Annotated in this window: 28 protein-coding genes and 1 pseudogene; 4 read left to right on the top strand and 25 right to left on the bottom strand. The window is 60.0% G+C overall.

Features of this window, described 5'->3' with window-relative positions; genetic code table 11:
- Positions 1–46 precede the first annotated feature (46 nt).
- From AC1DU9_RS11415 to AC1DU9_RS11425, 3 genes are all read right to left on the bottom strand, one after another.
- Positions 47–667 (bottom strand): NADPH-dependent F420 reductase, encoded by a 621-nt coding sequence (locus AC1DU9_RS11415; protein WP_477810173.1) that lies wholly within the window; start codon positions 665–667, stop codon positions 47–49.
- Positions 668–780: 113 nt separating this feature from the next.
- On the bottom strand, positions 781–1,722 hold the full coding sequence (locus AC1DU9_RS11420) for an SDR family oxidoreductase (RefSeq protein WP_223457229.1): 942 nt from the start codon (positions 1,720–1,722) through the stop codon (positions 781–783).
- Between the two features lie 85 nt (positions 1,723–1,807).
- Entirely contained in the window at positions 1,808–2,776 is a 969-nt protein-coding gene (locus AC1DU9_RS11425; protein ID WP_223457227.1) for an SDR family oxidoreductase, read from the bottom strand.
- Positions 2,777–2,930: 154 nt separating this feature from the next.
- Between AC1DU9_RS11425 and AC1DU9_RS11430 the strand changes: the two genes are divergently transcribed.
- Positions 2,931–3,383: a winged helix-turn-helix transcriptional regulator gene (locus tag AC1DU9_RS11430; RefSeq protein WP_223457225.1), complete on the top strand. Its 453-nt coding sequence runs from the start codon at positions 2,931–2,933 to the stop codon at positions 3,381–3,383.
- Between the two features lie 167 nt (positions 3,384–3,550).
- Here the strand turns inward: AC1DU9_RS11430 and AC1DU9_RS11435 are convergent, their stop codons facing one another.
- The gene (locus tag AC1DU9_RS11435) at positions 3,551–4,150 is read right to left on the bottom strand and encodes an NADPH-dependent F420 reductase (RefSeq protein ID WP_223457223.1); all 600 of its coding nucleotides are present in this window, start codon (positions 4,148–4,150) and stop codon (positions 3,551–3,553) included.
- Positions 4,151–4,220: 70 nt separating this feature from the next.
- A complete protein-coding gene (locus AC1DU9_RS11440; RefSeq protein WP_477810174.1) occupies positions 4,221–4,955 on the bottom strand; it encodes an SDR family NAD(P)-dependent oxidoreductase in 735 nt (244 codons plus the stop codon).
- 113 nt (positions 4,956–5,068) lie between these two features.
- Between AC1DU9_RS11440 and AC1DU9_RS11445 the strand changes: the two genes are divergently transcribed.
- Together AC1DU9_RS11445 and AC1DU9_RS11450 are read left to right on the top strand one after the other, a co-directional pair.
- Positions 5,069–5,431 (top strand): winged helix-turn-helix transcriptional regulator, encoded by a 363-nt coding sequence (locus AC1DU9_RS11445; protein ID WP_223457219.1) that lies wholly within the window; start codon positions 5,069–5,071, stop codon positions 5,429–5,431.
- 1,268 nt (positions 5,432–6,699) lie between these two features.
- On the top strand, positions 6,700–6,891 hold the full coding sequence (locus AC1DU9_RS11450; RefSeq protein ID WP_477748657.1) for a hypothetical protein: 192 nt from the start codon (positions 6,700–6,702) through the stop codon (positions 6,889–6,891).
- A gap of 393 nt (positions 6,892–7,284) precedes the next feature.
- Here the strand turns inward: AC1DU9_RS11450 and AC1DU9_RS11455 are convergent.
- The 6 genes and pseudogenes from AC1DU9_RS11455 to AC1DU9_RS11480 form a co-directional block, all read right to left on the bottom strand.
- A pseudogene (locus AC1DU9_RS11455) lies at positions 7,285–7,605 on the bottom strand (cell wall hydrolase); the annotation flags it as partial.
- Between the two features lies 1 nt (position 7,606).
- The gene (locus tag AC1DU9_RS11460) at positions 7,607–8,653 is read right to left on the bottom strand and encodes a contractile injection system protein, VgrG/Pvc8 family (RefSeq protein WP_477810175.1); all 1,047 of its coding nucleotides are present in this window, start codon (positions 8,651–8,653) and stop codon (positions 7,607–7,609) included.
- 8 nt (positions 8,654–8,661) lie between these two features.
- Entirely contained in the window at positions 8,662–8,868 is a 207-nt protein-coding gene (locus AC1DU9_RS11465; RefSeq protein ID WP_477748655.1) for a tail protein X, read from the bottom strand.
- Positions 8,865–9,293, bottom strand: a complete 429-nt coding sequence (locus AC1DU9_RS11470; protein ID WP_095052219.1) for a phage tail protein — start codon at positions 9,291–9,293, stop codon at positions 8,865–8,867. Before AC1DU9_RS11470 ends, AC1DU9_RS11465 begins: the two co-directional genes overlap by 4 nt.
- 49 nt (positions 9,294–9,342) lie before the next feature.
- On the bottom strand, positions 9,343–12,150 hold the full coding sequence (locus tag AC1DU9_RS11475) for a phage tail tape measure protein (RefSeq protein WP_477748654.1): 2,808 nt from the start codon (positions 12,148–12,150) through the stop codon (positions 9,343–9,345).
- 122 nt (positions 12,151–12,272) lie between these two features.
- Positions 12,273–12,836: a hypothetical protein gene (locus AC1DU9_RS11480; protein ID WP_477748653.1), complete on the bottom strand. Its 564-nt coding sequence runs from the start codon at positions 12,834–12,836 to the stop codon at positions 12,273–12,275.
- Here AC1DU9_RS11480 and AC1DU9_RS11485 point away from each other — a divergent pair.
- Positions 12,835–13,083: a hypothetical protein gene (locus AC1DU9_RS11485; RefSeq protein WP_477810176.1), complete on the top strand. Its 249-nt coding sequence runs from the start codon at positions 12,835–12,837 to the stop codon at positions 13,081–13,083. The two genes, AC1DU9_RS11480 and AC1DU9_RS11485, sit on opposite strands and share 2 nt — an antisense overlap.
- 30 nt (positions 13,084–13,113) lie before the next feature.
- Here the strand turns inward: AC1DU9_RS11485 and AC1DU9_RS11490 are convergent, their stop codons facing one another.
- From AC1DU9_RS11490 to AC1DU9_RS11555, 14 genes are all read right to left on the bottom strand, one after another.
- Positions 13,114–13,254: a GpE family phage tail protein gene (locus AC1DU9_RS11490; protein WP_081729416.1), complete on the bottom strand. Its 141-nt coding sequence runs from the start codon at positions 13,252–13,254 to the stop codon at positions 13,114–13,116.
- Positions 13,255–13,274: 20 nt separating this feature from the next.
- Positions 13,275–13,526: a phage tail assembly protein gene (locus AC1DU9_RS11495; RefSeq protein WP_477748652.1), complete on the bottom strand. Its 252-nt coding sequence runs from the start codon at positions 13,524–13,526 to the stop codon at positions 13,275–13,277.
- A gap of 38 nt (positions 13,527–13,564) precedes the next feature.
- Positions 13,565–14,077: a phage major tail tube protein gene (locus AC1DU9_RS11500; RefSeq protein WP_030132168.1), complete on the bottom strand. Its 513-nt coding sequence runs from the start codon at positions 14,075–14,077 to the stop codon at positions 13,565–13,567.
- A gap of 11 nt (positions 14,078–14,088) precedes the next feature.
- Entirely contained in the window at positions 14,089–15,231 is a 1,143-nt protein-coding gene (locus AC1DU9_RS11505) for a phage tail sheath C-terminal domain-containing protein (protein ID WP_477748651.1), read from the bottom strand.
- Between the two features lie 100 nt (positions 15,232–15,331).
- The gene (locus AC1DU9_RS11510; protein WP_477748650.1) at positions 15,332–15,799 is read right to left on the bottom strand and encodes a hypothetical protein; all 468 of its coding nucleotides are present in this window, start codon (positions 15,797–15,799) and stop codon (positions 15,332–15,334) included.
- Positions 15,800–15,813: 14 nt separating this feature from the next.
- Entirely contained in the window at positions 15,814–16,635 is an 822-nt protein-coding gene (locus AC1DU9_RS11515; RefSeq protein WP_477748649.1) for a hypothetical protein, read from the bottom strand.
- 20 nt (positions 16,636–16,655) lie between these two features.
- Entirely contained in the window at positions 16,656–18,869 is a 2,214-nt protein-coding gene (locus tag AC1DU9_RS11520; RefSeq protein WP_477748648.1) for a phage tail protein, read from the bottom strand.
- Positions 18,869–19,747 carry a phage tail protein I gene (locus tag AC1DU9_RS11525; protein WP_477748647.1) on the bottom strand — a complete coding sequence of 293 codons (879 nt, stop codon included), beginning with the start codon at positions 19,745–19,747 and terminating at the stop codon, positions 18,869–18,871. Before AC1DU9_RS11525 ends, AC1DU9_RS11520 begins: the two co-directional genes overlap by 1 nt.
- A 3-nt stretch (positions 19,748–19,750) precedes the next feature.
- The gene (locus tag AC1DU9_RS11530) at positions 19,751–20,581 is read right to left on the bottom strand and encodes a baseplate assembly protein (protein ID WP_477748646.1); all 831 of its coding nucleotides are present in this window, start codon (positions 20,579–20,581) and stop codon (positions 19,751–19,753) included.
- The gene (locus AC1DU9_RS11535) at positions 20,578–20,934 is read right to left on the bottom strand and encodes a hypothetical protein (protein ID WP_141228920.1); all 357 of its coding nucleotides are present in this window, start codon (positions 20,932–20,934) and stop codon (positions 20,578–20,580) included. The genes AC1DU9_RS11530 and AC1DU9_RS11535 overlap by 4 nt, the downstream gene beginning before the upstream one ends.
- Before the next feature lie 7 nt (positions 20,935–20,941).
- The gene (locus AC1DU9_RS11540; protein ID WP_477748645.1) at positions 20,942–21,514 is read right to left on the bottom strand and encodes a phage baseplate assembly protein V; all 573 of its coding nucleotides are present in this window, start codon (positions 21,512–21,514) and stop codon (positions 20,942–20,944) included.
- Entirely contained in the window at positions 21,514–22,044 is a 531-nt protein-coding gene (locus AC1DU9_RS11545) for a hypothetical protein (protein WP_477748644.1), read from the bottom strand. The genes AC1DU9_RS11540 and AC1DU9_RS11545 overlap by 1 nt, the downstream gene beginning before the upstream one ends.
- Entirely contained in the window at positions 22,028–22,678 is a 651-nt protein-coding gene (locus AC1DU9_RS11550; protein ID WP_477748643.1) for a hypothetical protein, read from the bottom strand. Before AC1DU9_RS11550 ends, AC1DU9_RS11545 begins: the two co-directional genes overlap by 17 nt.
- Positions 22,659–23,033: a head-tail joining protein gene (locus AC1DU9_RS11555; RefSeq protein ID WP_477810177.1), complete on the bottom strand. Its 375-nt coding sequence runs from the start codon at positions 23,031–23,033 to the stop codon at positions 22,659–22,661. Before AC1DU9_RS11555 ends, AC1DU9_RS11550 begins: the two co-directional genes overlap by 20 nt.
- Between the last annotated feature and the right edge of the window lie 75 nt (positions 23,034–23,108).

A 23,108-nucleotide genomic window follows, 5' to 3' on the forward strand; every position in this document is an offset into this window, starting at 1 on the left:
ACCGGACACGTTGTGGGCCTGCTGGTGAGGACGTGGTGTCGGTGATTCAGCCGATATCGACTTTCATGGCGATGTCCCAGGTGCCGGCGCCGTTTTTAGCCAGGCCGATCATCATCAGACCGAGCCACTCGAGCGTCTGGGCCATCTGCAGGCCGCCGACATCCAACGGACGCAGCCCGAGACTCTCGAGGAAGGTCGAGACGCGCGCCTTGGCGTCCRCATCGTCCGCCGCGATGAACGCATCGAGGCGTTCATCCTTCACAAGTACATGGCCGAAGAGGGTATTGAACGCCTTGACGACATGCGCGCTGGCCGGGGCGCCCTTGGCGATCTCCTGCGCACCGGAACTGCCGTGGGGGGTAACGAGGCCCGAGAGATCGGGAGCGACCGGGTTGGTGATATCGATGATCACCTTACCGTCGAGCGCTTTCCCAAAGTCGGCCAATACAGCCACCGCATTGGTGTACGGTACGGCGAGAATGACGATCTCGCCCGCCGGAGTGGTGCCGTAAGTCCCTGTGATCGCTCCGGATGCGATCTTGTCGACAAGCGCCTGCGCCTTGGCGGGATCGCGACTGACAACCTCGACGGTGTGTCCGGCCTTGGCGATACGGCCGCCGACAGCCGCGGCCATGCCTCCCGAACCGATGATACTGATAGTGCTCATGTGCAGTCTCCGTTTGAAATCGGGTAGTTTTCCATCGTTTCTGGACGGGTTACGCCGTCACGGCTTGGCCACCCGCCGGGCGCAGTGCGACCCGGCGGTGTGCCGTCACCTCATCAGTCGGCCGGAAAGTAGTGACCGCTATCAAGATCGGCGAAGAGTCCGGGCTGGGTCGGTTCCCAGCCAAGAACCCGGCGCGTGATGGCGTTCGATGTCGGGGTGTCCAGCGTGACCAGATTCGCAAGGAACCCGAAGTAGCCAGGCAGCATCAGCACGTCCGCGGGAATAGACACGGCCGGCAGATTCAACCGGCTGGAAATGGCTTCGGCGATCTGGCGGTACGGGACAGCCACGTCGGCGATTGCATGCCAGCTTCTGCCCGCCGCGCCTTTTTCCAGCGCCAGGCGAAACACGGTGGCGAGGTCACGGGCATGCACGGCCCCCCAACGGTTGGCACCTTCTCCGGGGTAGCCGACGACACCCTTTTCCTTGGCCAGCCCGATCAACAGCGGAAGGAAGCCGGCGTTATCGGTGGAGCTGTGCATGATCTCAGGGATCCGCACGATCGAAGACCGTATGCCCTTTTCGGCGAGACCGATCACCGTGGTTTCCACGATGTTCCGAACCCGCAGGGTATTCTTGTACGGATCGCCGCCGGGAAGGGGCGGATCCTCCTCGGTGGCCGGCCGGCCCAAGCCCTCCCACCCGGGCGAGCCGACGCTTCCAGACACGACCAACGGCTTTCCGCTTCCGGCCAATGCTTCGCCATAGGCGAGCATGATCTCAAGCTCCGCGGCCGCAACGGCGTTGATCCCGCCGGTTGGGATCAGGTCCTGCCGATGCGCGAGGTGAATGACGCCGTCCGAGGCTGCGGCCGCTTCCTTTAGCCCGTCGAGATCCTCGAGATTGCCGCGACGTACCTTGGCGCCGAGCGCAGCTGCCTGCGCCGCGGCCGTGTCGGACCGAGCCAGAGCAGTGACCTCATGGCCGGCGGCGATAAGATCGGAGATGACGTACGGACCGGAATGGCCGGTGCCGCCGGTAACAAAAACGTGCATATGCGTGCTCCTCGTGGGTGATAGGGTGCGGGAAAAGGTGCTAAGGGGACTGTGCCGGACGCATTTGCGATCCAGTGCCCCGTCGTCAGCTCAAGTCAGTCGGCGGAAAGTAATGGCCGTTGTCCAGGTCCTCGATCAGACCGGGCTGAACGGGGTCCCAGCCAAGAGCCTGGCGGGTGATGGCGTTCGACGCGGGGAGGTCTAGCGTGGCCACTGCCGCCAGGAACCCAAAGTAGCCCGGCAGCATCAGTTCGTCCGCGGGGATGCTCACGGCGGGTATTCCCAGGCGAGCGGCTATAGCCTCGGCGATCTCGCGGAACGGGATTCCCTCGTCGCCGATCCCGTGCCAGGTTTTGCCTGCGGCCCCCTTCTCGAGCGCCAGGCGGAACAGCGAGGCAAGATCGCGGACGTGCACGGCGGGCCACCGGTTCTTGCCGTCTCCCGGATAGCCGGCGAAACCCTTTGTTTTCGCGAGCATGATCAGCTGCAGGCGACCGGTCGCACTGTGTAAGAGAGTGGGAATCCGCACGACCGACGATCTAACACGTCGCTCGGCGAGGCCCACGACGGCGGTTTCCACGATATTGCGTGCCAACAGAGTGCCTGAATCGATCGGGCCGCCAGGTAGAGCGGGATCATCCTCGGTCGCCGGGCGGCCCAGACTGACCGGTGCGCCGATAGGCGCCGCTCTGCCCACGTTCATGGGCGTGCCGATACTGCCTGCAACGACCAGTGGCTTATCCGTGCCCGCCAGCGCCTCGCCGAACGCGAGGATAGTCGCGAGTTCCGATTCGACTAAGGCGGCGATCCCGCCGGACGGAAGCAGTTCGGCCCTGTATCCGAGGTGGATGACGCCGTCGGACTCGACCGCCGCAGCCTTGAGCCCTTCGAGGTCGGCAAGATCTCCACGACGCACCTCGGCGCCGAGTGCATACACCGCTGCCGCGGACGCGTCTGACCTTGCCAGAGCGACGACCTCGTGGCCGGCTGCGATGAGGTCGGGGATGACGTACGAACCGACGTGGCCGGTGCCGCCAGTAACGAAAACGAGCATGTTATTGGCCCTTCTAAGCAATGTGATACGAGACGTGCTGGTGCGATCCGGTGAACTCACTCAACGTAGGATCAATGCCGGTCTTTTCACTTGCAAAAAGCAAGCAACCCACTGAATTTTACTTGCGACATGCAAGTGATGCTAAGATCCAGCCATGAAAAAAACTCTTAAAGAAGACCTTCGGTCCCATTGCGCGGTGAACTACGGCGTGGAGATTTTCGGCGACCGGTGGTCGCTCTTGATCATTCGCGACATCGTTTTTGTTGGAAAGAAGACGTATGGGGATTTCCTGAAATCGGAAGAGGGAATCGCGACCAATGTCCTTGCTTCCCGACTTGCCTTTCTGGAGGAGCAAGGCGTTCTCTCGAAGGCACCCAACCCCGACGACAGACGCAAGGACTTTTACACGTTGACCGAGAAGGGCCTGGACCTCATTCCAATTGTGATCAACATTGTGCTCTGGAGCGCGAAGCATGATTCGAAGTCGTACGTGCGGCGCCGCGAGGAGTTTGTTGCTCGATTAACTCAAAACCCGATGCAGGTGAGCGAGGAAGTGAAGGCGCTGGTCCGAAATGGCGGGTGCATCTTTCCTGAGAGCGGGGGATGAACAAGGCGGCCAACGCGCCTTGTCAGGGCGCAATTGGCACTTATCCAATCGTATAAGTTGTGGGCCTGTCAGCGAGGACCTGAAGCCGGCACCGCCCTCACTTCAATCAGACTGTGGCTGCCCTTTTCCACGAGGGAGATCGCATCAAAATTGACGATCACGATCCATCAATCGAACTTGACCAAGTCCTTAAAGATCAGCTGACCCCAGCTATTTCCGCGCGCCTGCACAAGCAGTCCACCTTCCGAAAGCCCGCCCAGCTTGATCGGCGCGAAACCGAGATTTTCCGCAAGTGCACCCACTTCCGCTGCGGCGCTGTCATCGTCGCTCGCCAGAAACACGACTCTCCTGCCACCCTGTACGGCCGGATCCTGGCCAAGGACGGCGGCGCCCAAATGGTTGAAGCCCTTGACCAGTCGTCCATCCGTGAAGGCCTGCGCGACGACCCTGGAAGAAGGCTCTCCTCCCAGTTCCTCAGGGGACACGCCGTAGGCATTGGTCATATCGATGATGGTCTTTCCCTTCCAGGTCGGCAGCGCCTTCGCGACATCCGGGTGCGACTCGAAACGGACAGCCAAAAAGACGATGTCCGCCTTGAGGGCTTGCGCCAGTGTTTTAGGAATGATCCCGGGGCCGATCGCGGCCGCAGCGGAGGTAAAGCTTTCCGGGTCGCGCGTGGTTGCAACGGATACTTCGATGCCGTTGCGGGCAAACGCCTTGGCCAAGGCCTGACCGAGCTTGCCGAAGCCGATAATTGCGTAGCTCATAAGTTCTCCTTGGGTTTACCGGGTTCTACGACGCGCCGAACAATCGAATGGAGCGCCTGGGCGTAGGGCGTCAGAGTTGCGCCAGACCGCCGTCAACGGCGACCTCGCTGGCGGTCATGAAGCTACTGTCCGGCGACGCGAGAAACGCGGCCGCTGCTCCGATTTCCGCCGGATCGGCCATGCGCTGAAGCGGAGTCATCGCGGCGTAGACTGTCTGGCCCTCCTCGCCCAGCGCTTCCTTCGCGAGTTCGGTCGCCGTCGCCCCGGGCGACAGCACGTTTACCCGAATGCCGGTGCCCTTCAGGTCCTCGGCCCAGGTCCGCGCGAGGTTGCGCACTGCCGCCTTGCTCGCGCTGTAGGCGCTCATTCCCGGGGCGCCCGTGGTGCCGGCGCTCGATCCGGTCAGGATGATCGAGCCGCCCTCGCCCATCAGCGGCAGCGCCTTCTGGACCGTGAAGATCGCCCCCTTCACGTTGGTGTCGAAGGTTTCGTCAATGTGCTCGGCGGTGATCTTGCCGAGCGCAAGCTGGCTTCCCGCCCCGGCATTGGCGAAGACGATGTCGAGGGTTCCACGCTCGGCCTTCACCGCCGCGTAGAGTCGGTCGAGGTCGGCCTCATCCGAGACCGAGCCCTTCACCGCACGGGCGTTGGGTCCGAGCTCGGCCACCGCGGCATCGAGCGCTGCCTGTCGGCGGCCGAAGATGAAGACGAAGGCGCCCTCCTCGATGAAGCGCTTTGCTGCGGCGCGGCCGATGCCGGTAGCGCCGCCGGTGATCACGGCGGTCTTTCCATTCAGTCTGGTCATGTCGTGCATCCTTCGTTGGAGTGGTACGCAAGCAGGAAATTGCTTGCTTGAGACGAGGATGCAGCGCTGATAACCTAAGGACAAGTATGCACCTTTTGGTAAGTATCGAAAAAATGACGAAATCTTCTGAAATCTGCGACACCGGCTGTGGGCTCAACGCCACGCTACGCATCATCTCGGGCAAGTGGAAACCGCTGGTCCTGTTTTTTCTGCGCGACGGCCCGAAGCGCTACGGCGAACTCAAGCGCTTGATCCCGGGCGTCAGCGACAAGGTGCTGATTCAGCAGTTGAAAGACCTGGAAGCCGATCACGTGTTGGCGCGGACCGACTACAAGGAGGTGCCGCCGCGCGTGGACTACGCGCTAACCCCGCTCGGTCGCAGCCTGGCTGAGGCGATCGTCCCGCTGTGCACCTGGGGAACCGAGAACGCGGCGCAAATGGCAAGCATCTTCGCTAAGCGCGACGCTTTGGCCTAGCGGGATGCAGACGAACCGCTGAGCGGGACGATTTTGCGAAGGCGCGCGCCGTATTTTCGCCGAGCGAACACCTGAGCCGCCAAGCCAACAACGGACGCAATAGCTAAAAAAACCCAGCGCACCTTAGTAATTCCACGTCCGAAAGCCCATTCAAAGCCGGCTGTCTTGTGAGGGATAAAAATGCAGGCAAATAAAAAGGGCCGCGAGATTTATCTCGCGGCCCTTTTTAATTATATGGTCGGGACGGAGTGATTCGAACACTCGACCCCTAGCACCCCATGCTGGGGACTGTAGCTATCCAAGCACTTGTTTTATAAGGATAATAGGTATTTTCAAGGATGGCAAAACATCCGTTTTTTTGTGCTTATGCAAACGGTAAACCGTGGCCTGCAGCGGAGGTTTTGCGCACAACCCTCCCGGCGTCCTGCCAACCGCTTCCCCCTCCCCTAAGCTCCAAAGCCCCCCCCCCGCTACAAAAAAAATAGTGAGGCCTCCCTTTGAAAGATAGCAATTAGCCTTCACTATGATCGCTATCTATTTTGAGTCCCAAAGGCTGCTAGGTCATATGAAAACAGAGCAAGTTGGTGAAGTCGCCGCCGTGGGCGTAGGAGCAGCTGCTGGGGCCGGTCTCGGAGCGGCTTATGGGGTTGGCGTTATAGGCGTTGCAGCCGCAGAGGCTGCGGCAACTGCCGCAATCGCGGCCGGAGCATCGGCCGCAACTACTACAGCAGCGATTGCAGCCGCGGGCGGCGGAGCTGTTGCAGCTGGTGGAACAGGAATGGCTGGCGGGGTTGCTGTGATAGCTGGCACCGCAGCCAGCACCGCCATACTACCAATCGTGGCGTGCGCCATCGGAGGTGCGGCCGTAGTGGGTGGATTGGGATGGGGTGCTTACAAGCTTGGCCAGAAACTGTTAACAAAGTAAGGGTTTCTGACGTACGCCTGGCGTGACCGCAACGCGATCGATCCTCGATTGCGTTGGCGGTAATGCAGCAGTAGTGGGGAAGGTTTTGGCTTGTTATGCCAGCAATGACAGCATCGGAGAGGCATACAGGAGAATAATGTTGGCACTCTCTGGGTGAAAAGGTGTCTACCATCCATACGCTTCGTCACTGATTTTTTTTATCGATTGACATTGACAAGACAAAAAATCACGATGCGCCGCTCATGCATTTTTTTTATTCAATTTAGGCCGAATTGATCCTAGCGATTAAAAGCATTTCAGCTAGGCTCTAGCTCGTAAGTCCTCACCCTCCGGGGTAAACGTCATGGCAACAATGCACTTTTCAGCAGAAACGAATGATAACGTCGCCGTCGCGATTGATGTCGAGCGCATGAAAACGGCACAAAACATGCCGCGCAGAACCATTCCCGATGGTCTGACCATTGAACAGATAAGAGAGCACATTCTGGCTGCCGCAGAGCGGGCGGAAGGGAATCTGACAACCCACCAAGGATGATCGCTTGGCTTACTCTGTCTCTTATAATGATCTGTTTGCCCTGGAATTCAAAAATTACCCCGTCGACCAACAGACTGCTGTTCTAAGTTTTGTTGCGACTTTTCTGGCGCATGGGCTAACTGACTTCCAAAGGTACCCTGGAAAGGTTTCTCCATCATGGAGAGGCCTCATCAGGGGCTCGGCTGACTACAACTACACACACGCGAACCACCTTTGGCATTACCACCTAGGTGTCCCCACCTTTAGCTCGGTGCACACTAAATATCAAACCAGTGATGTCGTCCTCCACTTTGAATGGCCAGGCAGAGGTCGGTCAATCCACTTGGTCGATACCTGCTACCACTACCTCAACGGTAAGTTTTACCTTCCGCAGCCAAAGTACCTCGCAAAGCCTTAGCTTCGATTTAGAGCTAAATGGTCATGGCACATCTTAAAAAAAACATGATGCCCAAGCCTTGGTGTCTGCTTGGCCTTCGCCGTCCAAATCGGTGTTTTCGGCATAGTGGTCGCGTAATAGTGCGTAGCACCGCCGGTGGGATCTGCCACTTTGCCAGCAATCACTTGGTCAGCGGCAACCTGCGCCTGGGCAAGCTCGCGGAACGGGCACCGGCATAGCCCTTCCCCACCACGATTTGGCCTTGCCGTCACTCACGTGTTGCGGATCGTCCAGCCGACAGCAATCTGACCGGACAACCCTTCCCCGCGAGCCTCTCCCTCACGCCGGCGTCACGCATTCCGCCGCCGACGACGACACCCCGCCTGATCCAATGACATGCGAAACCGACTCCACCTGCCAAAGCCTGTTCGCACTGGTGCGATGGTTGCGCACATCGAGCCGGCCCTCGGCGACAATCTCAGGCGTCAGCGGTCGGGTGATGGACATGGTGGACTTGCCGCGCTGAAGCTTTTTCAGTTGCGCCGTTGCCGCTTCTTGGGCGCTCTTCTGATCCGTATGGGTCTTTCGGATGATGTAGCGCGGACCCGACTGACTGTCGGCGTCCTCGGTGGCCTCACCGGCATTGTCCGGGGCATCGCCGTACACCGACACCGCCCCGGCGACTATGCCCGCGACTGCCGGCACCTTGCGCTGCTCGGCTTCGTTGAACCAATACGCGACCACCGACTGATAGTCGTTGCGCTCTTGAATCGTGACCCGGCCGCTGCTGTTCTCCGGGTCACTAATCACGACGGTCGGCAGCGCGGCACCGGTGACGGTCTGAGCCACACCCTTGGGCACCACCACCAGACGACCGCCGACCGGCTTCGCCACGGCGCCCAGTTCACGTGCCAGGCGCGTCAGTAGGTTCATATCGGATTCGGCGCGCTGGTCGATATGGCTGAAAACATGCTTCGCCAGATCCGGCGCTACAGCCGCAATGTAACCATGCTCGGCGGCCATTTTGCCGACCAGGGCGCCGAGGGTAATCCCGTCGAACGTGGCGTCACGCGGGGCCTTGATCCCGCCCAGCATCTTGGCCGCTTTGCCGTGAATCACCAGGGCCTGATCGTCTAACGGCTCTTCCAGTTCGTCGACCTGATAGGCGCCTTTGAACACCAGGGCGCCCGGCTCGCCAATCCACACCTTCAGCTCCGCGCCCGTCGACGGCAGACGAATCAGGTTGTCGCGGTTATCCAGCTCAATCGCCACGGTGTCGCTGTCCTCACCGGCGGAATCCTGCAAGGTCAGCTTGATAAAGCGCTTGCGCAGCATGGCGGTAATATCGGCATCGTTGGCCGTGATTCGGTAGTCAGCTTTTTTCATGGTCGTCCTCAATCCCACAACGACACTTGCCCAGGCGCTTGCGCCGGGGCAAGGTCTGGCAATTCGATCAACAGTCCTTCAGGCAGCACCGCGCCCTGCCGGCAAAGCCTCGGGTTGGCCTCTAAAACCGCTTCGGCGGTCCCCGGGCGAGCGCCGTAATACACATGGCAAATGGCGTCGAGCATGTCCCCCGGACGGGTGCGGTAAGTCCTCATGCTTCATCCTCCCCGTACTCGGAAATTGACAGCGACCCCTTGCGTACCAGGGGCGTCCCGTCCTTGAGGAAAAACTCATCCGCCACGGTCAGGCCATCGATCACCCACAGGCCCAGGTCAGCCCCCGACTGCTTTAACTGACCCTCCACCTTGGCCGTCCCGCCCGATACCAGGCGCAACGGCTCGCCCGCGTCCCCCATCATGCGCAGGCGGTCGAACAGCAACACGTCCGCGCGCGACTGCGGGTAAACGGTGATGTCGAAAGTTTTGCTGGTGCTGTCGGGGCCGTGAAACTGCTTGCCAGGCTTGGCCCCGTAACGATCCTTTTTCGCCCAGCGCCAGGCCATCGAGGTCGACAGCCCTTGATATTCGGTCGTGGCCACGCTGAAGCGAAAGTCGCCCAGCGCCATCATTACTTCAGACATACCCCTCCCCCGCGATAACCGCCCGGGGGCGGCTTCGCTATTTCGCTTATTAGCCTTGGCCATCACCCAGGCGGCCGCGCTGCGACCGATTGGCCTGGCGGTCGCGGGCATCCAGCTCGGCGCGCACTTTCTTCGCGACTTGCTCTTCCGACATGCCCGGGGCCGCTTGCACGACGATGCCGCCGTATTGATTGACCTGCTGCGTTGAAGGCGGCCGACCGGCCGGCGATGCCACACCACCCACTGGCGCCGCCAAGGGCGCCCCCGGTGCGGCTACCGCCCCCGCGCCTGGGGCAGACGGCGGCAGTGCGGCGTTCACCGCGTCGGTCGCACCGGTGATTTTCTGCGTGATAGCGACTGCGCCGTCGCCCAGAAAGCCCCCGACCTTGTCCATGATGGACGTGACCGGTGCCAGAACCTTGTCCGTCAGCCATTGGGTCGACTCCGCAAACACGCTCTTGATGCGATCCCAAAGCGTACCGAAGAACGAAAACAGTGGTTCCCACGCCTCGGTTACCAGCGCCAGAGGGGAATCGGCCATCAGCGCCTTGATGAATTCACAGGCTGTCGAGAACAGCACCCTGACGCGCTCCCACAGCCCACTAAAGAACGCCACCAGCGGCTCCCATACTAGGAAAATCGACCAGACAAAGGCGAAATTCATCAGCGCTTTGATGAACTCCCAAGCCGCCGAGAACACCATTTTGACGCTGGTCCATAGGCCGCTGAAAAAGGCGGTCAGCGGCGCCCATGCCTGCATCAGCAAGGCCAGCGGCGAATAGGCCAACAGCGCCTTGATGACTTCACAGGCCGCCGAGAACACGACCTTGATGCGCTCCCATAGCCCACCAAAGAAGCCTTTCAGCGGCTCCCAATAGCGCACCACCAGGGCCACCACACCCACCAATGCCAATATGCCAGCAATCACCAGGCCGATGGGGTTGGCCGACATGGCCACGTTTAACGCCCATTGCGCTGCCGTCATCACCGCCGCGCCTACGGCGTAGGCACGACTGGTGGTGCCCAGCAGCAATACCCCCGCCGCAGCCCCGATCGATCGTACCCGCGTTACAAGTAACGCCGCTTGCGTGCGCAGGTTGGCCGCCGTAAAGAACATCAGCGAACGCCGGGCCAGCATCAGCCCATCAGAGAGGAACGCGAAGCCAAAGCGAGCGGCAATCGACGTCACCTTCAGGCCCACCAGCCCCACCAGGGCGAAGCCAATCACCTGAGAAAGAAACGGAAAGCGCTCGGCCAGGCTGCCGATCAGGCTGGCCAGCTGGCCCACGGCGCCGGCGGCAAACATCATCGCCGGGGCGAAAACCGCGCCCAGGGTGACACTGGCGTTTTGAATGCGCTGGCTCATCAATTTGAACGATTCGTTCGGGCCGCTGTTCATGATTTGGGCCATGCGTTCAGTAGTCGACATACCTGTTTTCAGCGCTTCGCCCATGCCGCTGATGTTCTTTTTCAGCGAGTCAATTTCGGGGTACAGCAGCTGAATCAGGGCGATAGCTTCGTCGGTGCCAAACGCCTTTTTCATCTCCTGGGTTTCCATCGCGTCCAGGGTAGCGCCGTACTTTTTGCGCAGCACTTCCAGAATCGCCGGCATCGACAACAGCTTGTCGTTGGCATCCATGAACGAGACGCCCAGCTTTTCACTGGCCCCGGCGGCCGCACCGATAAACGAACGGTACTTCGTTGCCGCTTCAGAACCGGACATCGTGAGCTGAAGCTGGCCGAGAATCGCCAACTGCTCGGCAAATGGAATGTTCGCCGACGTGGCGGTCGCGCCCAAGTTGGTCAGCGCCGCCGACATCTGCTGCCCGTCCGACTTGAACACGTTGACCGTTTCGACCAGCCCCGCCGCGAAGTACTTGCCGAACTCGATGTCGCGTTCTTCCGCGCTCATCTTGTCCCAGCCCGCTACCACCGCTTTACCGAACTCGTCGAACTGGCGGCGATACACGCCGTAGCCGGTCGACATCAGCGAGGTCATTTCGGCGGTGGTTGACTTGGTCGACTTGGCCACCAACGCGGCAATTTTGGTGAAGTCGCCGATAGCCTCGGCGCCCAGGGTGTCAATCGCCGACTTGATTTCGACCGCGCCGTCGATGAACTCCTTTTGCGTGGTGCCCGACCACATGTTCGAAAACTCTTTGGCCTTGGCGGTAATCGAATCAATGCCCGCCTCATCCAGCCCCAGGGCTAAACCGTCATTGCGCGCGGTGACTACTTCGCCATAGGCATCGACCAGCTGTTTCGCGCCGGCGATCGCCACCCCGACCCCGATGGCGTCACCCGTCGCCGACATTTTCATGTCGCTGTTGCGCTGCTTGATTTCACCCAGTCGCTTTTGCTTTTCGGCGACCAAGGCCAAGGCTATCTGTTCCTTGGCCAATTGCTCGTTGTAGCGCCGCGTCTGCACCTCGATACGCCGCGTTGCCTCGGCAAGTCTCCCCGTGTTCACCCCCGTCGCTGCAAGCTGCTGGCCGGTGCGCTGAAGCTCCAGGCGCTCGGACTGCTGTTGTGCCTGCAAGCGTTTGACCTGTTCAGCCGCCCGGGTAAATTCATCCGTCATCTTGCGGGTCGGGTTGGCCGTGGCATTCAGCTGCTGCCCCAAGGCCTGCGCTTTGGATTGAGCCAGGGCCAGGGCCTGCGCCGTCTGGCCGGTGCGCGCCTCGAGCGCTTTGAAGTGCTCGATATCCTTAGAGGTATTGCCCAGACGCGACAGCTCGGACTGGGTCGCCTTGATTTTTTCGCCCATCCGCGACGTGGTATCGGTCACCTTCAGAATGGGCCCGGTGATTTTATCCACCAGCCCCATGATCAGGTTTAGCCGCATAGAATTCGACATAGCCCACCCCAAAAAAAAAGGTTCTTCACGGATTACCGGGAAAGAACCAAAAAAAAAGCCCTAGCATTTGAGGCTAGGGCTTTCTTGCCCGGCGTCGGGCTGTTTACTTCTGGTCGACTACATCACGCTGGCTGGAAAAAGCCGGTTCCAGTGCCGGAGAACTGCCCACTAATGTTCCCGGCATACTGCGCTGGATGGACCAGTGCGGCCAGCAGGCGCGGCCCTTCAAAAAGATACAGAGTGAGCGAACCTGGACTAATCGACAATTGCAGCGTCAACGGGACGCCGATGAGGTTCTCAGCATCAGGGACGGTGCCCTGTAGATAGAGACTGGAAATATTGATATTGGTACCCGTACCTGTCGCCTGGCCGACGAACCGCACTCGGGTTCCTTGCTGAGGAGCATTTGGTCCGATATCGGCGGGTGACGCACTAATCTGGATGGTTTCGGTCTGAGGATAGCAACCGCAACCGCAACCTTCGAACGAGAAGTAGCCGCAAATGTTCTGCTGGCATCCGCATCCACACAACGATTGCGGGTGCACCTTCTGATCGAGGACCTCTTTTAGCGCCGGCTTCGCACTAGCAACCTCTTGCTGGCGCTTGATTTGTGCGTCAAAGGCAGCTTGCGATTGCTTTTTGAGCGCATCGACTTGCTCAGGTTTTATATCTTGAAAAGATGTCATGTCTAAAATCCTTTTATTTTTTTCGAAAAGACCTGGAGACAGCCTCACTCGAACAGCGCACCTTCCAGGAGCACACCACGAACCCTTCGGCTCGCGGTCATCCCTTAAAACACAATTTGAAAACGCTCGCAACTACTTTTTTGGCGGCACACATGCCTTGGAAAACATGTCAGTCTCTATGTCGGTGCAAGGGTCGCTCGCCGATGGTTGCTTGAAGATCAAGAACGACCTTCCCGGCAATCCGTGATGAACCCAAAAAAAGGCCGGGCGGCCCCTTTCAGGACTGCCCGGCCCGGCCCTGCTCATACCGAGCAAGCGCGATCTTGTGCCAACGCATCAGCTCTTCAAGCCGCATACGCTCCGTCGTCAGCGCATCCCAGCCGGTGAAAACCAGGAAAATGTCGGCTTCCGCCTCCATTACTTCGTGCGGTACGGCGGTCAATCCGTGAAAAAAGCGACCACCTCCGTCTGCACATTCAACAGGTCTTTGGGGGCCAGCAGGTCGAACTCGTTGGCGGTGATATTGGCGATACGCGGCACCAATACACGGTGCGCGTTCACGCCCATGCGGATCACATCGAACATATCCAGGCCGCGCAATTCGCCAGCGCCTGGCTCGCGAAAGGTGACTTCAGTGATTTCGGTTTCGCCGCGCGTGATTGGGCGGGTCAGGGTTACAGGCTTGCTCATGGGGATTCCTCGAAAATGGGGCAAAAAAACGCCGACCCTTACTGGGCCAGCGCTGCGCGAATTTCTTTGTTGCGGTCCACGCCGTTGACGCGGAATTCGTTGTTGAGCTTGTCGATGTAAATCAGCTCTTTGCCGTCCACCTCAAAGTGGAACAGTTCGACCGCGATGGCGAATTTCATGGTGGCCTCTTTTTCCGGCGCCCATTCGTTGAACTCGGCGGACTTCCAGAAGCCTTGCATCCGCACAATCACCGTTTTGATGATCCCGCCCACATCGACCGCACCGCGCAGCGTGAATACCTCTTCACGGCTGTCACGCGCACCCAGAAGGCCGGTAATGCGCTCGGAGTAGTCAGAGATAGTGACATCGCACTCCAGCTTTTCCAGACGTCCCAGGTCGCGCTCGATGTCGCCCGCGACGCCAGCCAGAGTCTGGTCCATCGTCTTGGTCACAACCTTGGGCAAGGTGGCGGTATTACAACGGCCGGCAAATGATTCGTCCTTGAAGAACGAATTCACGTCGACCAAAACACTAGGCAGCTTGGCGCCCATAGTTCACCCCCTTATTCAAAAATGGCTTCGTTGTAGCCGGTGCTGATGTGCTGACGGAACGTCATGCGTTCGGCCACGTCGTAGAAGCCCAGGTCGTAATCCCAATACACCTGGCCGGTGCCGATGGCGGCTTGGTTCAGTTCCTTGTCGACCCAGCATTCGCCCCCGCTGATCACGTCGCGCGACTTCAGTCGGCGGATCAGTTTGTTGACCCGGTTTTTCACGCCATCCACGTAACCTTGGGTGACGTTGCGGTCGAGCAATTCCTGGTGCGCGTACAGGATCGAATCGCCCACGATGTAGCGAATCCGCTGGTGCGGCATCATCACGGAATTGGCCAAGCGGTTGCCGTACAGATACCAGCCGCCTTGCTGATTGACGATCACCGCCACGTTCTTGCTGTTGTACAAGTTGGCCTTGCTGGTGGTGCTGCCGATGGCATGATCGATCACTTCGGACGTGCCGAGGATGCCAAAGATTTTCCGGCTCGACGCACTGTTCCAATAGCCCTCTTCATTGTCGACGCGCACGATGTGCCCGGCGATGGTCGGCGACGCCTTGCGGGTCACAACCTGGCCAGTAACCTCGTCCAGCAGCTTGACACCGCAGTTCACGAACAGTGTTTCTTGGTACAACGCCGCTTCCCCGATAACGGCGGAATAGCCCTTCTCGCTGCCGTCGATGATCGGAATCGCATTGAGCTTCTTCGCGACCACTTCCATTGCCGCCCCCACGCCCGTCAAGTGACTGAACTCCGGGGCGATGATCAGCCGCGGGCGTACGCCGACCAAGGATTCTGCGGCCAGCAATGCTTTGAGGCCGGTGTATTTGCCGGTTTCGTTGTCGATAGTGCCGACCACCCCAGCAATTTGGGTTTCAGGGGTTTCCGTCGCATCGACGCGCACCACCACGACCACCGCGCCGGACTGGCGGTAGATGTCATTGAGCGCATCACGCAGGGTGCCCGTCATGCCGGCCTTGGCGATCAGCTTGTCGCTGTTGCACAGCACCGGGGTATTGAGCGGGAATACCAGCGGGTCGGCATCGTCAGCGGTGGCCACCAGGCCGATGGTCGATGCCGCCAGGACTTCGATAGGGCGGTCGAGGTTTTCGAGAAAAAACTGCTCGACCCCGTGCAGGTAATCAGCTGCCATTTCAATCTCCAGCAGAAAGCGAAAGCCCCCGGACTGGGGACTTTCAGGCGTAAAAAAAYCGCTTTCGCGGCTTGGGTTGTCTCAGCGGGGAGGCGCTGGCTTAGATAGCGTCCAGCTCGGCGATCACTAGTTCGCCGGCAGCGACCACCGCTTCGACGGTGGCCAGCTCAGCCAAGGTCCCTTTGCCACCGATGCGGACTGCCTCGATGCGAGCCGCCACGGCCAGCCAGGAATCACGGGCTTCAATCACCCGGGTTGCCTGCGCCTGCGGGGTAATCTGCAACGCCTCGGCTTCGGTCTTCAGCAACACATAGTCGCTTGCATCCGCTGGCGAGCCGGCCGCGATATAGCGTTCGGCTTCGTTCGCCTTAAGCAAATACATGGAATCCTGGCCATCGATCCGCGTGGCATTACGCGCGCGGGCCTGAGCCACGGCTGCGTCAATCCCTTTTTGGATCTCTTCAGCGGCAGCCCCCGCCAGGACCAACACCGGAATCCCTACCGCCAGCGCATCCTCGACAGTAAACGCCGAATAGAACTGGTCTTCATGTGTGAAATTAAGCCGCATTATTAATCACCGAATTAAACAAGATTGACGTTAGTAACGACACTTCGGGTCGCGCCATTGGAGTCAAAAACAATGCCGGTAATATAGTCCCCCGACCACTTCGCGCCCGCCGGCAAGGTATTCGATTGCGCGGCAAAAATAATCGGACAACCGGCCGTCTCGACTAATGGCGTGTTCTTAACTACCGGACCTACGCGACTGATCTTGTTCAAGTACAGCGAAACAATACCGGTTTGCCCGTTGATGGTGTGGCGAGTTAGGGCGGTGTCACCCAGCTCAATCTCACACGTGGTCACATGAACCATGCCCATCGGGCGGTCATAGCGACGGAACAAACCCGTGTAGACGTTGTTCAACGTTGACTCGGGCTTTGAATAATTGGCCGTGCGAACGCGGATACCCCCTAAAACAACGGTGGAACTGTCCATCATAAAACCGGTGGTCGAGTTTTCCGTAGCCCCAGCGCCGTCAGAGGTGTTCGCCGGCACGCAGATATTGCGCAAGGTCGGCATAACCGCCTCACCTTCGGCGACAGTAATAGTGATGTTCTTGGACGCAACGAAAATCAAACTGTCGATCACATGTTCATGACCAAACAACCGGATGTAACCACCACCGCCGTAAGGAATGGTGTTCACGGCCTTCGCCACCGTTTTAAACGGTTTGAGTTTGTCGCCCGTACCGGCGGCATCATCTCCGGTAATTGCGTTCACGTAGTACGTCTTGCTCATCGCCGGGACCGCACTGACAGCAGCGGCCACGGCGTCTTTAATGCTTTTCTCTTTGTCCTGAAACATTGTTACAAGGCGAGTAGCCTCAGCCAGCAGTGCCGACATACCCATAATAAATCCCCGGTTTATTTCTGTTTAAGTTGCGAAACTTCGTTTTTAAGCACACGGATCGACTCACTCATTTCCGCGATTGAGTCTTTTTGCGCGATGTGCCCACGCATCAAATTCACCATGCCGGTCGTGCAGTCGCCCGCCAAGGCATCGACGGCCGCTGCGGCCCACCCCCCTTCGTGGTACATCGGATAGACCGGGTAACGCAGGACCAAGCCGCCGGCGCCCTCGACCTTGGGCAGCACTGCGTAGATACCCGAGGCACGCACCAATCGAGGCGTTCCGGTGCTATCCAACACCCAGCGTGGACTCGCCCCGGTATCAGCCGGATCGGGGTCTAACACCGTGTCAGAGAACATCTCAGCCGGTGTGAGGTAGTGCCGAGAACTATCACTGCGCCCGGTCCAGGCGGTTTGTGCAGTGCCACCGTCGCCGACCGTGGCGGCAACCGTGGCGATGCCGTAGGGGTTCCAACCCTCCAACGGCGTGCGCAAAATCAGCTCCAACGGAATCGCGTAGCTGTTGCGGTAGGTTTGGCCATCCGCCGCAAACGAGGCCACTTCAGGGCGCGTATTGGACGCCACGAACAGCGTCGGGTCGTTGTAACTACGCAAGCCCTTGGTGCGGCCGCTGGCATTGCGTTCGTGTCCATACCGGCGGTTGTAGTAAGCCGCGTTCAGCAGCTCGGGGCTGTCCCACTTGGTCAGTTTGGTGACCACGCCGCTGTCCGTGTACTGCTCAACCAAGTTCGCCCCGGCGCCGTCCAGCCCCGGAACCTTGGCCATCATTTCGTCCAGCAGGTCGATGGTCGGGCTTTCGTTGTACGCGCCCCAGGTCGGATCGGTCGACAGCTCACGGTTGATACGAAACCGCTGCCGACGGGTTGACGCCACCTGCGGCCCTGTCAGGTTCGCGTGCCAACGCTGCAATGGCAAATCGAGCGGGGTAACGAGTTTTTCCACGGGGTAATCCCCGACGCTGCCCACGTCCGCGACCGAAATGCGATAACGCCAAGCCACGTACTGCGGCCGCCCGGTCTTGGACACTTGCCGCACTGAGCCGGGGATAAACGACCCGTTTTCATTGCGACCGCTGTAGCCGGTGGCGCCCATCAACAAAGTGCGCGACAACAGGTCGCGGTAGCCGTTGATTTCCTCCAGATGGCGGAAGCTTTCAAAGGTGTCGTTCACCTCATCGGTCAACAGCTCCGGCCAGATTTCCAGCACCGAAAGGTTCCAGCGAAAATGTGGCCGGTAGTCGCGAATCGACGTGTCACGCGCAGCAAAGGCCCGGAAGTATTCGCGCATTTCTGCGACCTTCGCCGGAACGTCAGCCGCCGCATTCACCGAGGCGGGGGCCGCTGGTGGAGCAATGTCCACCATCGCTAGGTATTTACCTGGCGCAGCGCTGCGCAAGCGGTAGTCGTTATGGCGCGTCCTGACCATGTGGCCGTTGATGAAGGCCGCGATTTCACCCAGCCCGGGGGTCGCCAGCAGGTTCGGGTGGTTGTGCAGATTGATAGCCGAATAAGCGCCGTCGAACGTGCGGTTGAACGACTCGGTACCGGCAGAGCCATATTGGCGACTGCCCAAAACTCCCGACTGACCAAAGGTGCGGAAAATCTCCGCTAGGTATTCCGACTGGCTGGACTCCGACACCCAATCGGTTTCGATGAAATTGGCCAGCGGGTAGGTGTGGGTTTTGCCCTCCGCGTGTTCGGCCGACATGTCCTTTTTGATGTTGGTCAATTCAACATCGACGAAGTCTTTCACCCAGGCGCGGGTCGCCTGAATGACCGACCCGTCGAGCATCAAGGTCACATTGTCGGCATTGGACGTGGTGAAAATCGTGCGGATGCTGACTTCGCGGCCGGCGCCGTTGTTGATCAACGGCTTGTATGACTCTGGGTATTTACCGATGGCATACAACACGCCGGTGTCGGTCCAAACGCCAACCTCGCGCACCCACCAACCGCCAACCGTTTCAGGAATGACGGCCTCGACCACCAGCCAGGCGGTATTGACCTTGTCCTGATACAGATTGTTTAGGTTGCCCTCCCACACCTTCCGCTTCAGCGCAACTTGCGTGTCCACGGGGTTATAGGACGCACCGTTACCGTCACCGACGCTCATTTTTACCAGCTTGATCGGCTTGCCGTTGGCCTTGCATTCGGCTTCATATTGAAAGCCGGCCTTGGTCAGAATTGTGTAGAACTCTTGCGCTGCCATCACATCTCCAGCGGGTAGATAGTTGTCAGTTCCACCCCGTTCGCACCGACTGATTGAATCGTCGCGGCTTGCTGTTCCAGCTCGGTCATTTGCAGGGGGTAGATCGTGGTTTGCTCGCCAGAATCGCCACCTGCAGAATCCACGGCAGGGTTAGCGCGCTGCTCGAGCAACGTCGGTTGAAGCGGGTAAAGCGTGGTGGCATCACCGGCGGTCAAGGTGCCGACGGCTGCATGCACTGTGCATTGCTGTTCGAAAGCCGTGACCTGTAACGGATAGAGCGTGGTGTTTTCCGTCATCGTCGCCACACCCGCCGCCGCACGTTTGGTATGCGTTTGCTCTAACTGCGTTACCTGTAACGGGTAGATCGTGGTCACTTCCCCCGCGACAGAGGCTGCGACGGCCCGGGACTGGCTTCGCCCGTCCAGCGTGATATGGACGGTGGCCAAGTGAATCGACGCGCGCTTGTTCTGCTCCAGGGCGGCCATGATCCGCGCGTCCAGCTCAGGCGTTATCGGAACGCTGTCGGTGGCCAGGTCAAGCCGGAAGGTGCCACGCGGCAACGGCGGCACCGCGTCAAACCATTCCGTGACCTTCGGCGCCAGGTCGAACTCAGACAGCGCCTGCTCGACCGCGCGCAACGTCCCTTTGATCCGGTGCAGGTCCAGGGAACTGGCCACCGCCGCCCGTTGCTTTTGCTCGGACCAGCTCGCCCGCCAATGATCGATGGACAAGTTCCAGGCCAGCCAGGGCAACACCTCGACCGGGCAGGTCCAGGGATTCCACAGGGTTTCCGTACGCACCGGAATGGCGTCGATGCGCGCCGTGCCGGCGTCAATCTTGCGTTCAAGCTCGGCCAGGTGTGGCGGTAGGATGTTCATCGGTCATCCTCCCGGCCGTAGCACCACGTCATAGCAATACGGCGCCTGCGACTTAACGCAACGAATGTCCTGCCAGCCATTCAACACAACCTCAGTCACGCCCTCGACCGTCAGCGCCGCGTCTACCGCCGAGCGCACGACCTGGCCACCCAGCTTGTGCATTTGCGCTACATACGCCTTGGCGCGCTTCTCAGCGACTTCAAGCGCCATTGCCGGGTCCAACTCGGACGACACAAACACCGTCGCATTTAGGGCATAGCGCACAATCTCCGCCGAACGCACCCGCACACGGTCACCGAAGGGCCGGAACGGCTTCAGATAGGTGTCGACCGTCTGCAACAGCCCGGGGCTCGCCTGGCCGTCACCCGTGCGCCCCAGGACAAACAGGTCAATCTCACAGGGTTGCGGGCTGTCCACCGAAACGTCTTTAACCTCCTGGCTGGCATTGCGCGCATGAAAGCGATAGGCGCCCTCGGGGCCCGCCACCGACAGCCCTTCGGGTGATTCCTGCAAGCGTGCCCGGTAGTCGTCGTCCAACTCCCCAGCGCGGCGTAGGATCGGGCTGCCGTCCGGGTTGCGGTAATAGGTGACGCCGATGTGGTCGAGCTGGCTGCCGAAGGCATGGGCCAATGTCAGCCCCTTGGCCTGCTCGTTCATTTCCTGGCGGATCAGCATTTCCCGATAGGCGCAGGCCAGCACAACCCGATAGGCCGGGTCGGCCGGGCTGTTGTTCTCCACTCCGGCCGAGGCGGCTATTTCAGCGACAATGACTTCATAGTCGACCGTTTTAACGACGGTCAAAGGCGGCAGCAAAGCCGGGATTACGCCTGTCATTTGAGCAAGATCCTTTCCAATTCCACCGCACTGGCTTTTCCCTGCTCGTACAGCAGGCCGTTTAGAAACAGCTCGATATGGTTGCTGGCCACCACCTCCACCCGCATCGTCAACAGCCTGAAGTCGTCCAGGCCGTTGGCCTTGTTGTTGATCGCTTCAGCGAGCCGGACAAAGGCGTCCATGTGGAATTGCGAATCGACGTTACGGTCGAGTAGTTCAAACAACCGGGAGCCGAAGTCGCGACGTCCGACCAGGCTGCCGATCGGCGTCGCTATGACATCGCTCAGGCGTTGCCACAGGTAGGGGATGCCGCCAATCAGGCGCCCCGTGACCCTGTCCATACCTTGTTTCATGCTGTTCTCACTGTTGCGGATCAGGGGTCGGGCTGTTGCCGTGTTTATGGCTGTTGTACAGCGCCCGATCGGCGCTCATATTGCGCACGGCATCGCCGACTTCGGCGTCGCCTTTGATGTCGCCCGTTACGCGTAACGTGCCGTCGATTTCGGTGTCGCCGGTAATCTTGACGCCACCCGGGGCGACCACTTCGGCGCGACCGCCGGCGGGCAAGTCGAGGCGATGCAAGTGCGCCTTGCGGTCGTAGGACACCGACCCGCCATCGCCGTACTGGATCAAGAACAGGTCGGGGTCGCTCGATGGCGCGACAAAGTCTTTGTGATAGCTGCCGGGCAGGATCTCGCCCAGGGCCAGGTCGCCCTCACTGATCACCGTGACCCCTTCACCCGCTTCAGGGCACCACCAGACAATCGCCTTGCCGGTACGGATCGGCTTCCAGGACAGCCAGCCGGTCGTCATGCCGGGGCCGTACTGGACCCGCGCGACGGCCTTGATAGGGTCGACCTCGGTAATCTTGCCGCGCACCACCATTTGGGCAACGCGACGTTCCAGCTCTTCCAGGCGCTGCAAAACGTCCATCACGCCTCCGGCTGATCGTTGCCTACGTGGTCTTGCCCTATGAACACCTCAAGCGCCGGACCATCTACGGGAAGTTCCCAGGCTTCGCCCACATGGGCCGTTTGCTTCCAGCTCACCAGCCAGCTCTCGAAGCCCTTTTCGCCCGGGGTGAACAACCCGGGAAACGCTTCTAAATCGCCGGCGCGCTCCACGTAATCCAGCCCCCACCGGGCGCCATCGATCAGGCGCAGCAGATGGGCCGCGAAGTTGCGCACCTCTAGCTGCACGTTTTCGGTCTGTGCGCTTAGGACACAGTGCGCGGTCCATACCAGCTCCATCGGTGTACGGCCGCCCGTGGCGCGACCACTGGGGCGAATCTCGGCCAGCTCCAGCAGCACTGCCGGCGTCTTGATCGACTGGCTGTTCGGGTCCACGGGGTTGTACATGCCCACGGTCGTCAGCCGCGCACCGAATCGCTCGCGTATGGCCGCGATAATCCGGTGATGCAATTCGGTCAGATCGACTAGGGATTCATCAGGTTTTCCGCTCATGGTTCACCGCGTAGTTGATTTCTTGTTCGATCAGCTCGGCAAACCGTGCCAGGGCGCGCCGCTCGTAACGGCGGAACACTTCATCGGCCATGCCGGCCAGCTCGATGCCGACGCGCACCACCGGGAAACGTCCCCGGTTGCTGCTGTCATTGCTGCCGCCAAGATCAAGAAAGCGCTCACTGCCCCCGCCCTTCCGCCGACTCATGGCCGGCAGTTGCAGGCCCAGCGCCTGGGCGCGGCTTTTGCGAATCCAGACCCGCGAAACCCCGTCGTAAACGCTGCGATAGAACGCCCCGTCGAAGCGCCGACCAGCGACCGTGGTGCCCTTCTTGCCCTGTCGGGGTCGACCCGCGTTCTCCGCCGGCAACGGCAACGTGCCAAACCAGAGAATCGTCACTTGTTCGGCGCCAGAGCCGGCCGTGGTCGTGCTCCAGCGCGTTTTTAAGCTTTTCTGCGACACCCGTAGGGCCTGGCTGATTTCACGCGCCATACGTGTCGACAGCCAGCGCATGGTTTTACGCCGGGCGCGCTCGCCGGCTTTCGTTACCTGCTCCGGGGTGGCCTGAATCTGCGCGGTGACGCGGGTGATTTCTTGCGCGAAGTTCAGTTGAAAATTAACGCCACTGGCTGCCATGGCTTCCGCCCTCCCCTGCGGCGGGTTCATCCAGGCTGTCGGCCAGCCAGAGAGTCAGCCAGCCCGCACCGTCGGCATAGGGCGCGGGGCAAAAGTAAACCTTGCCCTTGATGGTCAGCCGCCACGCTTTGCTGATCCCAGCCAAACGTTGATCGCCGGTGGTGAACACCGGTTGCCGGCGCTTGAACTTCAAGCCGCCAGAGTCGCTGGTGCCTTCTTTCCGATGCTCAAAATCGACCTCGGCATTGTCGAAAATGCCCTCGACATCGAAACGCTCGCCCGCGTCCGTCAGCACCTGCGCCGTGGCGTCCTTACAAATCAGCATCGTTCGTTCAACAATGTTAAATCGGCTCACGACTCCCCCTTTTCGCATGCGAAAGCCGACCCGCCTGGGTGGGCTTTCGGCTGCGAAAAGCCCCGCACTGGGCGG

This window comes from Pseudomonas sp. P4_C1, from assembly GCF_056402155.1.

Coding starts and splice junctions, on each gene's coding strand:
- AC1DU9_RS11500 (WP_030132168.1), bottom strand. CDS start 14,077: ATGGGCGCCAAGCTGCCTAGTGTTTTGGTCGACGTGAATTCGTTCTTC.
- AC1DU9_RS11515 (WP_477748649.1), bottom strand. CDS start 16,635: ATGTCGGCACTGCTGGCTGAGGCTACTCGCCTTGTAACAATGTTTCAG.
- AC1DU9_RS11550 (WP_477748643.1), bottom strand. CDS start 22,678: ATGGCAGCCAGTGGCGTTAATTTTCAACTGAACTTCGCGCAAGAAATC.
- AC1DU9_RS11475 (WP_477748654.1), bottom strand. CDS start 12,150: ATGTCGAATTCTATGCGGCTAAACCTGATCATGGGGCTGGTGGATAAA.
- AC1DU9_RS11480 (WP_477748653.1), bottom strand. CDS start 12,836: ATGACATCTTTTCAAGATATAAAACCTGAGCAAGTCGATGCGCTCAAA.
- AC1DU9_RS11440 (WP_477810174.1), bottom strand. CDS start 4,955: ATGACCAGACTGAATGGAAAGACCGCCGTGATCACCGGCGGCGCTACC.
- AC1DU9_RS11520 (WP_477748648.1), bottom strand. CDS start 18,869: ATGGCAGCGCAAGAGTTCTACACAATTCTGACCAAGGCCGGCTTTCAA.
- AC1DU9_RS11530 (WP_477748646.1), bottom strand. CDS start 20,581: ATGACAGGCGTAATCCCGGCTTTGCTGCCGCCTTTGACCGTCGTTAAA.
- AC1DU9_RS11545 (WP_477748644.1), bottom strand. CDS start 22,044: ATGAGCGGAAAACCTGATGAATCCCTAGTCGATCTGACCGAATTGCAT.
- AC1DU9_RS11420 (WP_223457229.1), bottom strand. CDS start 1,722: ATGCACGTTTTTGTTACCGGCGGCACCGGCCATTCCGGTCCGTACGTC.
- AC1DU9_RS11525 (WP_477748647.1), bottom strand. CDS start 19,747: ATGAACATCCTACCGCCACACCTGGCCGAGCTTGAACGCAAGATTGAC.
- AC1DU9_RS11535 (WP_141228920.1), bottom strand. CDS start 20,934: ATGAAACAAGGTATGGACAGGGTCACGGGGCGCCTGATTGGCGGCATC.
- AC1DU9_RS11485 (WP_477810176.1), top strand. CDS start 12,835: ATGTCTAAAATCCTTTTATTTTTTTCGAAAAGACCTGGAGACAGCCTC.
- AC1DU9_RS11460 (WP_477810175.1), bottom strand. CDS start 8,653: ATGAAAAAAGCTGACTACCGAATCACGGCCAACGATGCCGATATTACC.
- AC1DU9_RS11465 (WP_477748655.1), bottom strand. CDS start 8,868: ATGAGGACTTACCGCACCCGTCCGGGGGACATGCTCGACGCCATTTGC.
- AC1DU9_RS11540 (WP_477748645.1), bottom strand. CDS start 21,514: ATGGACGTTTTGCAGCGCCTGGAAGAGCTGGAACGTCGCGTTGCCCAA.
- AC1DU9_RS11505 (WP_477748651.1), bottom strand. CDS start 15,231: ATGGCAGCTGATTACCTGCACGGGGTCGAGCAGTTTTTTCTCGAAAAC.
- AC1DU9_RS11495 (WP_477748652.1), bottom strand. CDS start 13,526: ATGAGCAAGCCTGTAACCCTGACCCGCCCAATCACGCGCGGCGAAACC.
- AC1DU9_RS11510 (WP_477748650.1), bottom strand. CDS start 15,799: ATGCGGCTTAATTTCACACATGAAGACCAGTTCTATTCGGCGTTTACT.
- AC1DU9_RS11445 (WP_223457219.1), top strand. CDS start 5,069: ATGACGAAATCTTCTGAAATCTGCGACACCGGCTGTGGGCTCAACGCC.
- AC1DU9_RS11435 (WP_223457223.1), bottom strand. CDS start 4,150: ATGAGCTACGCAATTATCGGCTTCGGCAAGCTCGGTCAGGCCTTGGCC.
- AC1DU9_RS11490 (WP_081729416.1), bottom strand. CDS start 13,254: ATGGAGGCGGAAGCCGACATTTTCCTGGTTTTCACCGGCTGGGATGCG.
- AC1DU9_RS11425 (WP_223457227.1), bottom strand. CDS start 2,776: ATGCTCGTTTTCGTTACTGGCGGCACCGGCCACGTCGGTTCGTACGTC.
- AC1DU9_RS11470 (WP_095052219.1), bottom strand. CDS start 9,293: ATGTCTGAAGTAATGATGGCGCTGGGCGACTTTCGCTTCAGCGTGGCC.
- AC1DU9_RS11450 (WP_477748657.1), top strand. CDS start 6,700: ATGGCAACAATGCACTTTTCAGCAGAAACGAATGATAACGTCGCCGTC.
- AC1DU9_RS11430 (WP_223457225.1), top strand. CDS start 2,931: ATGAAAAAAACTCTTAAAGAAGACCTTCGGTCCCATTGCGCGGTGAAC.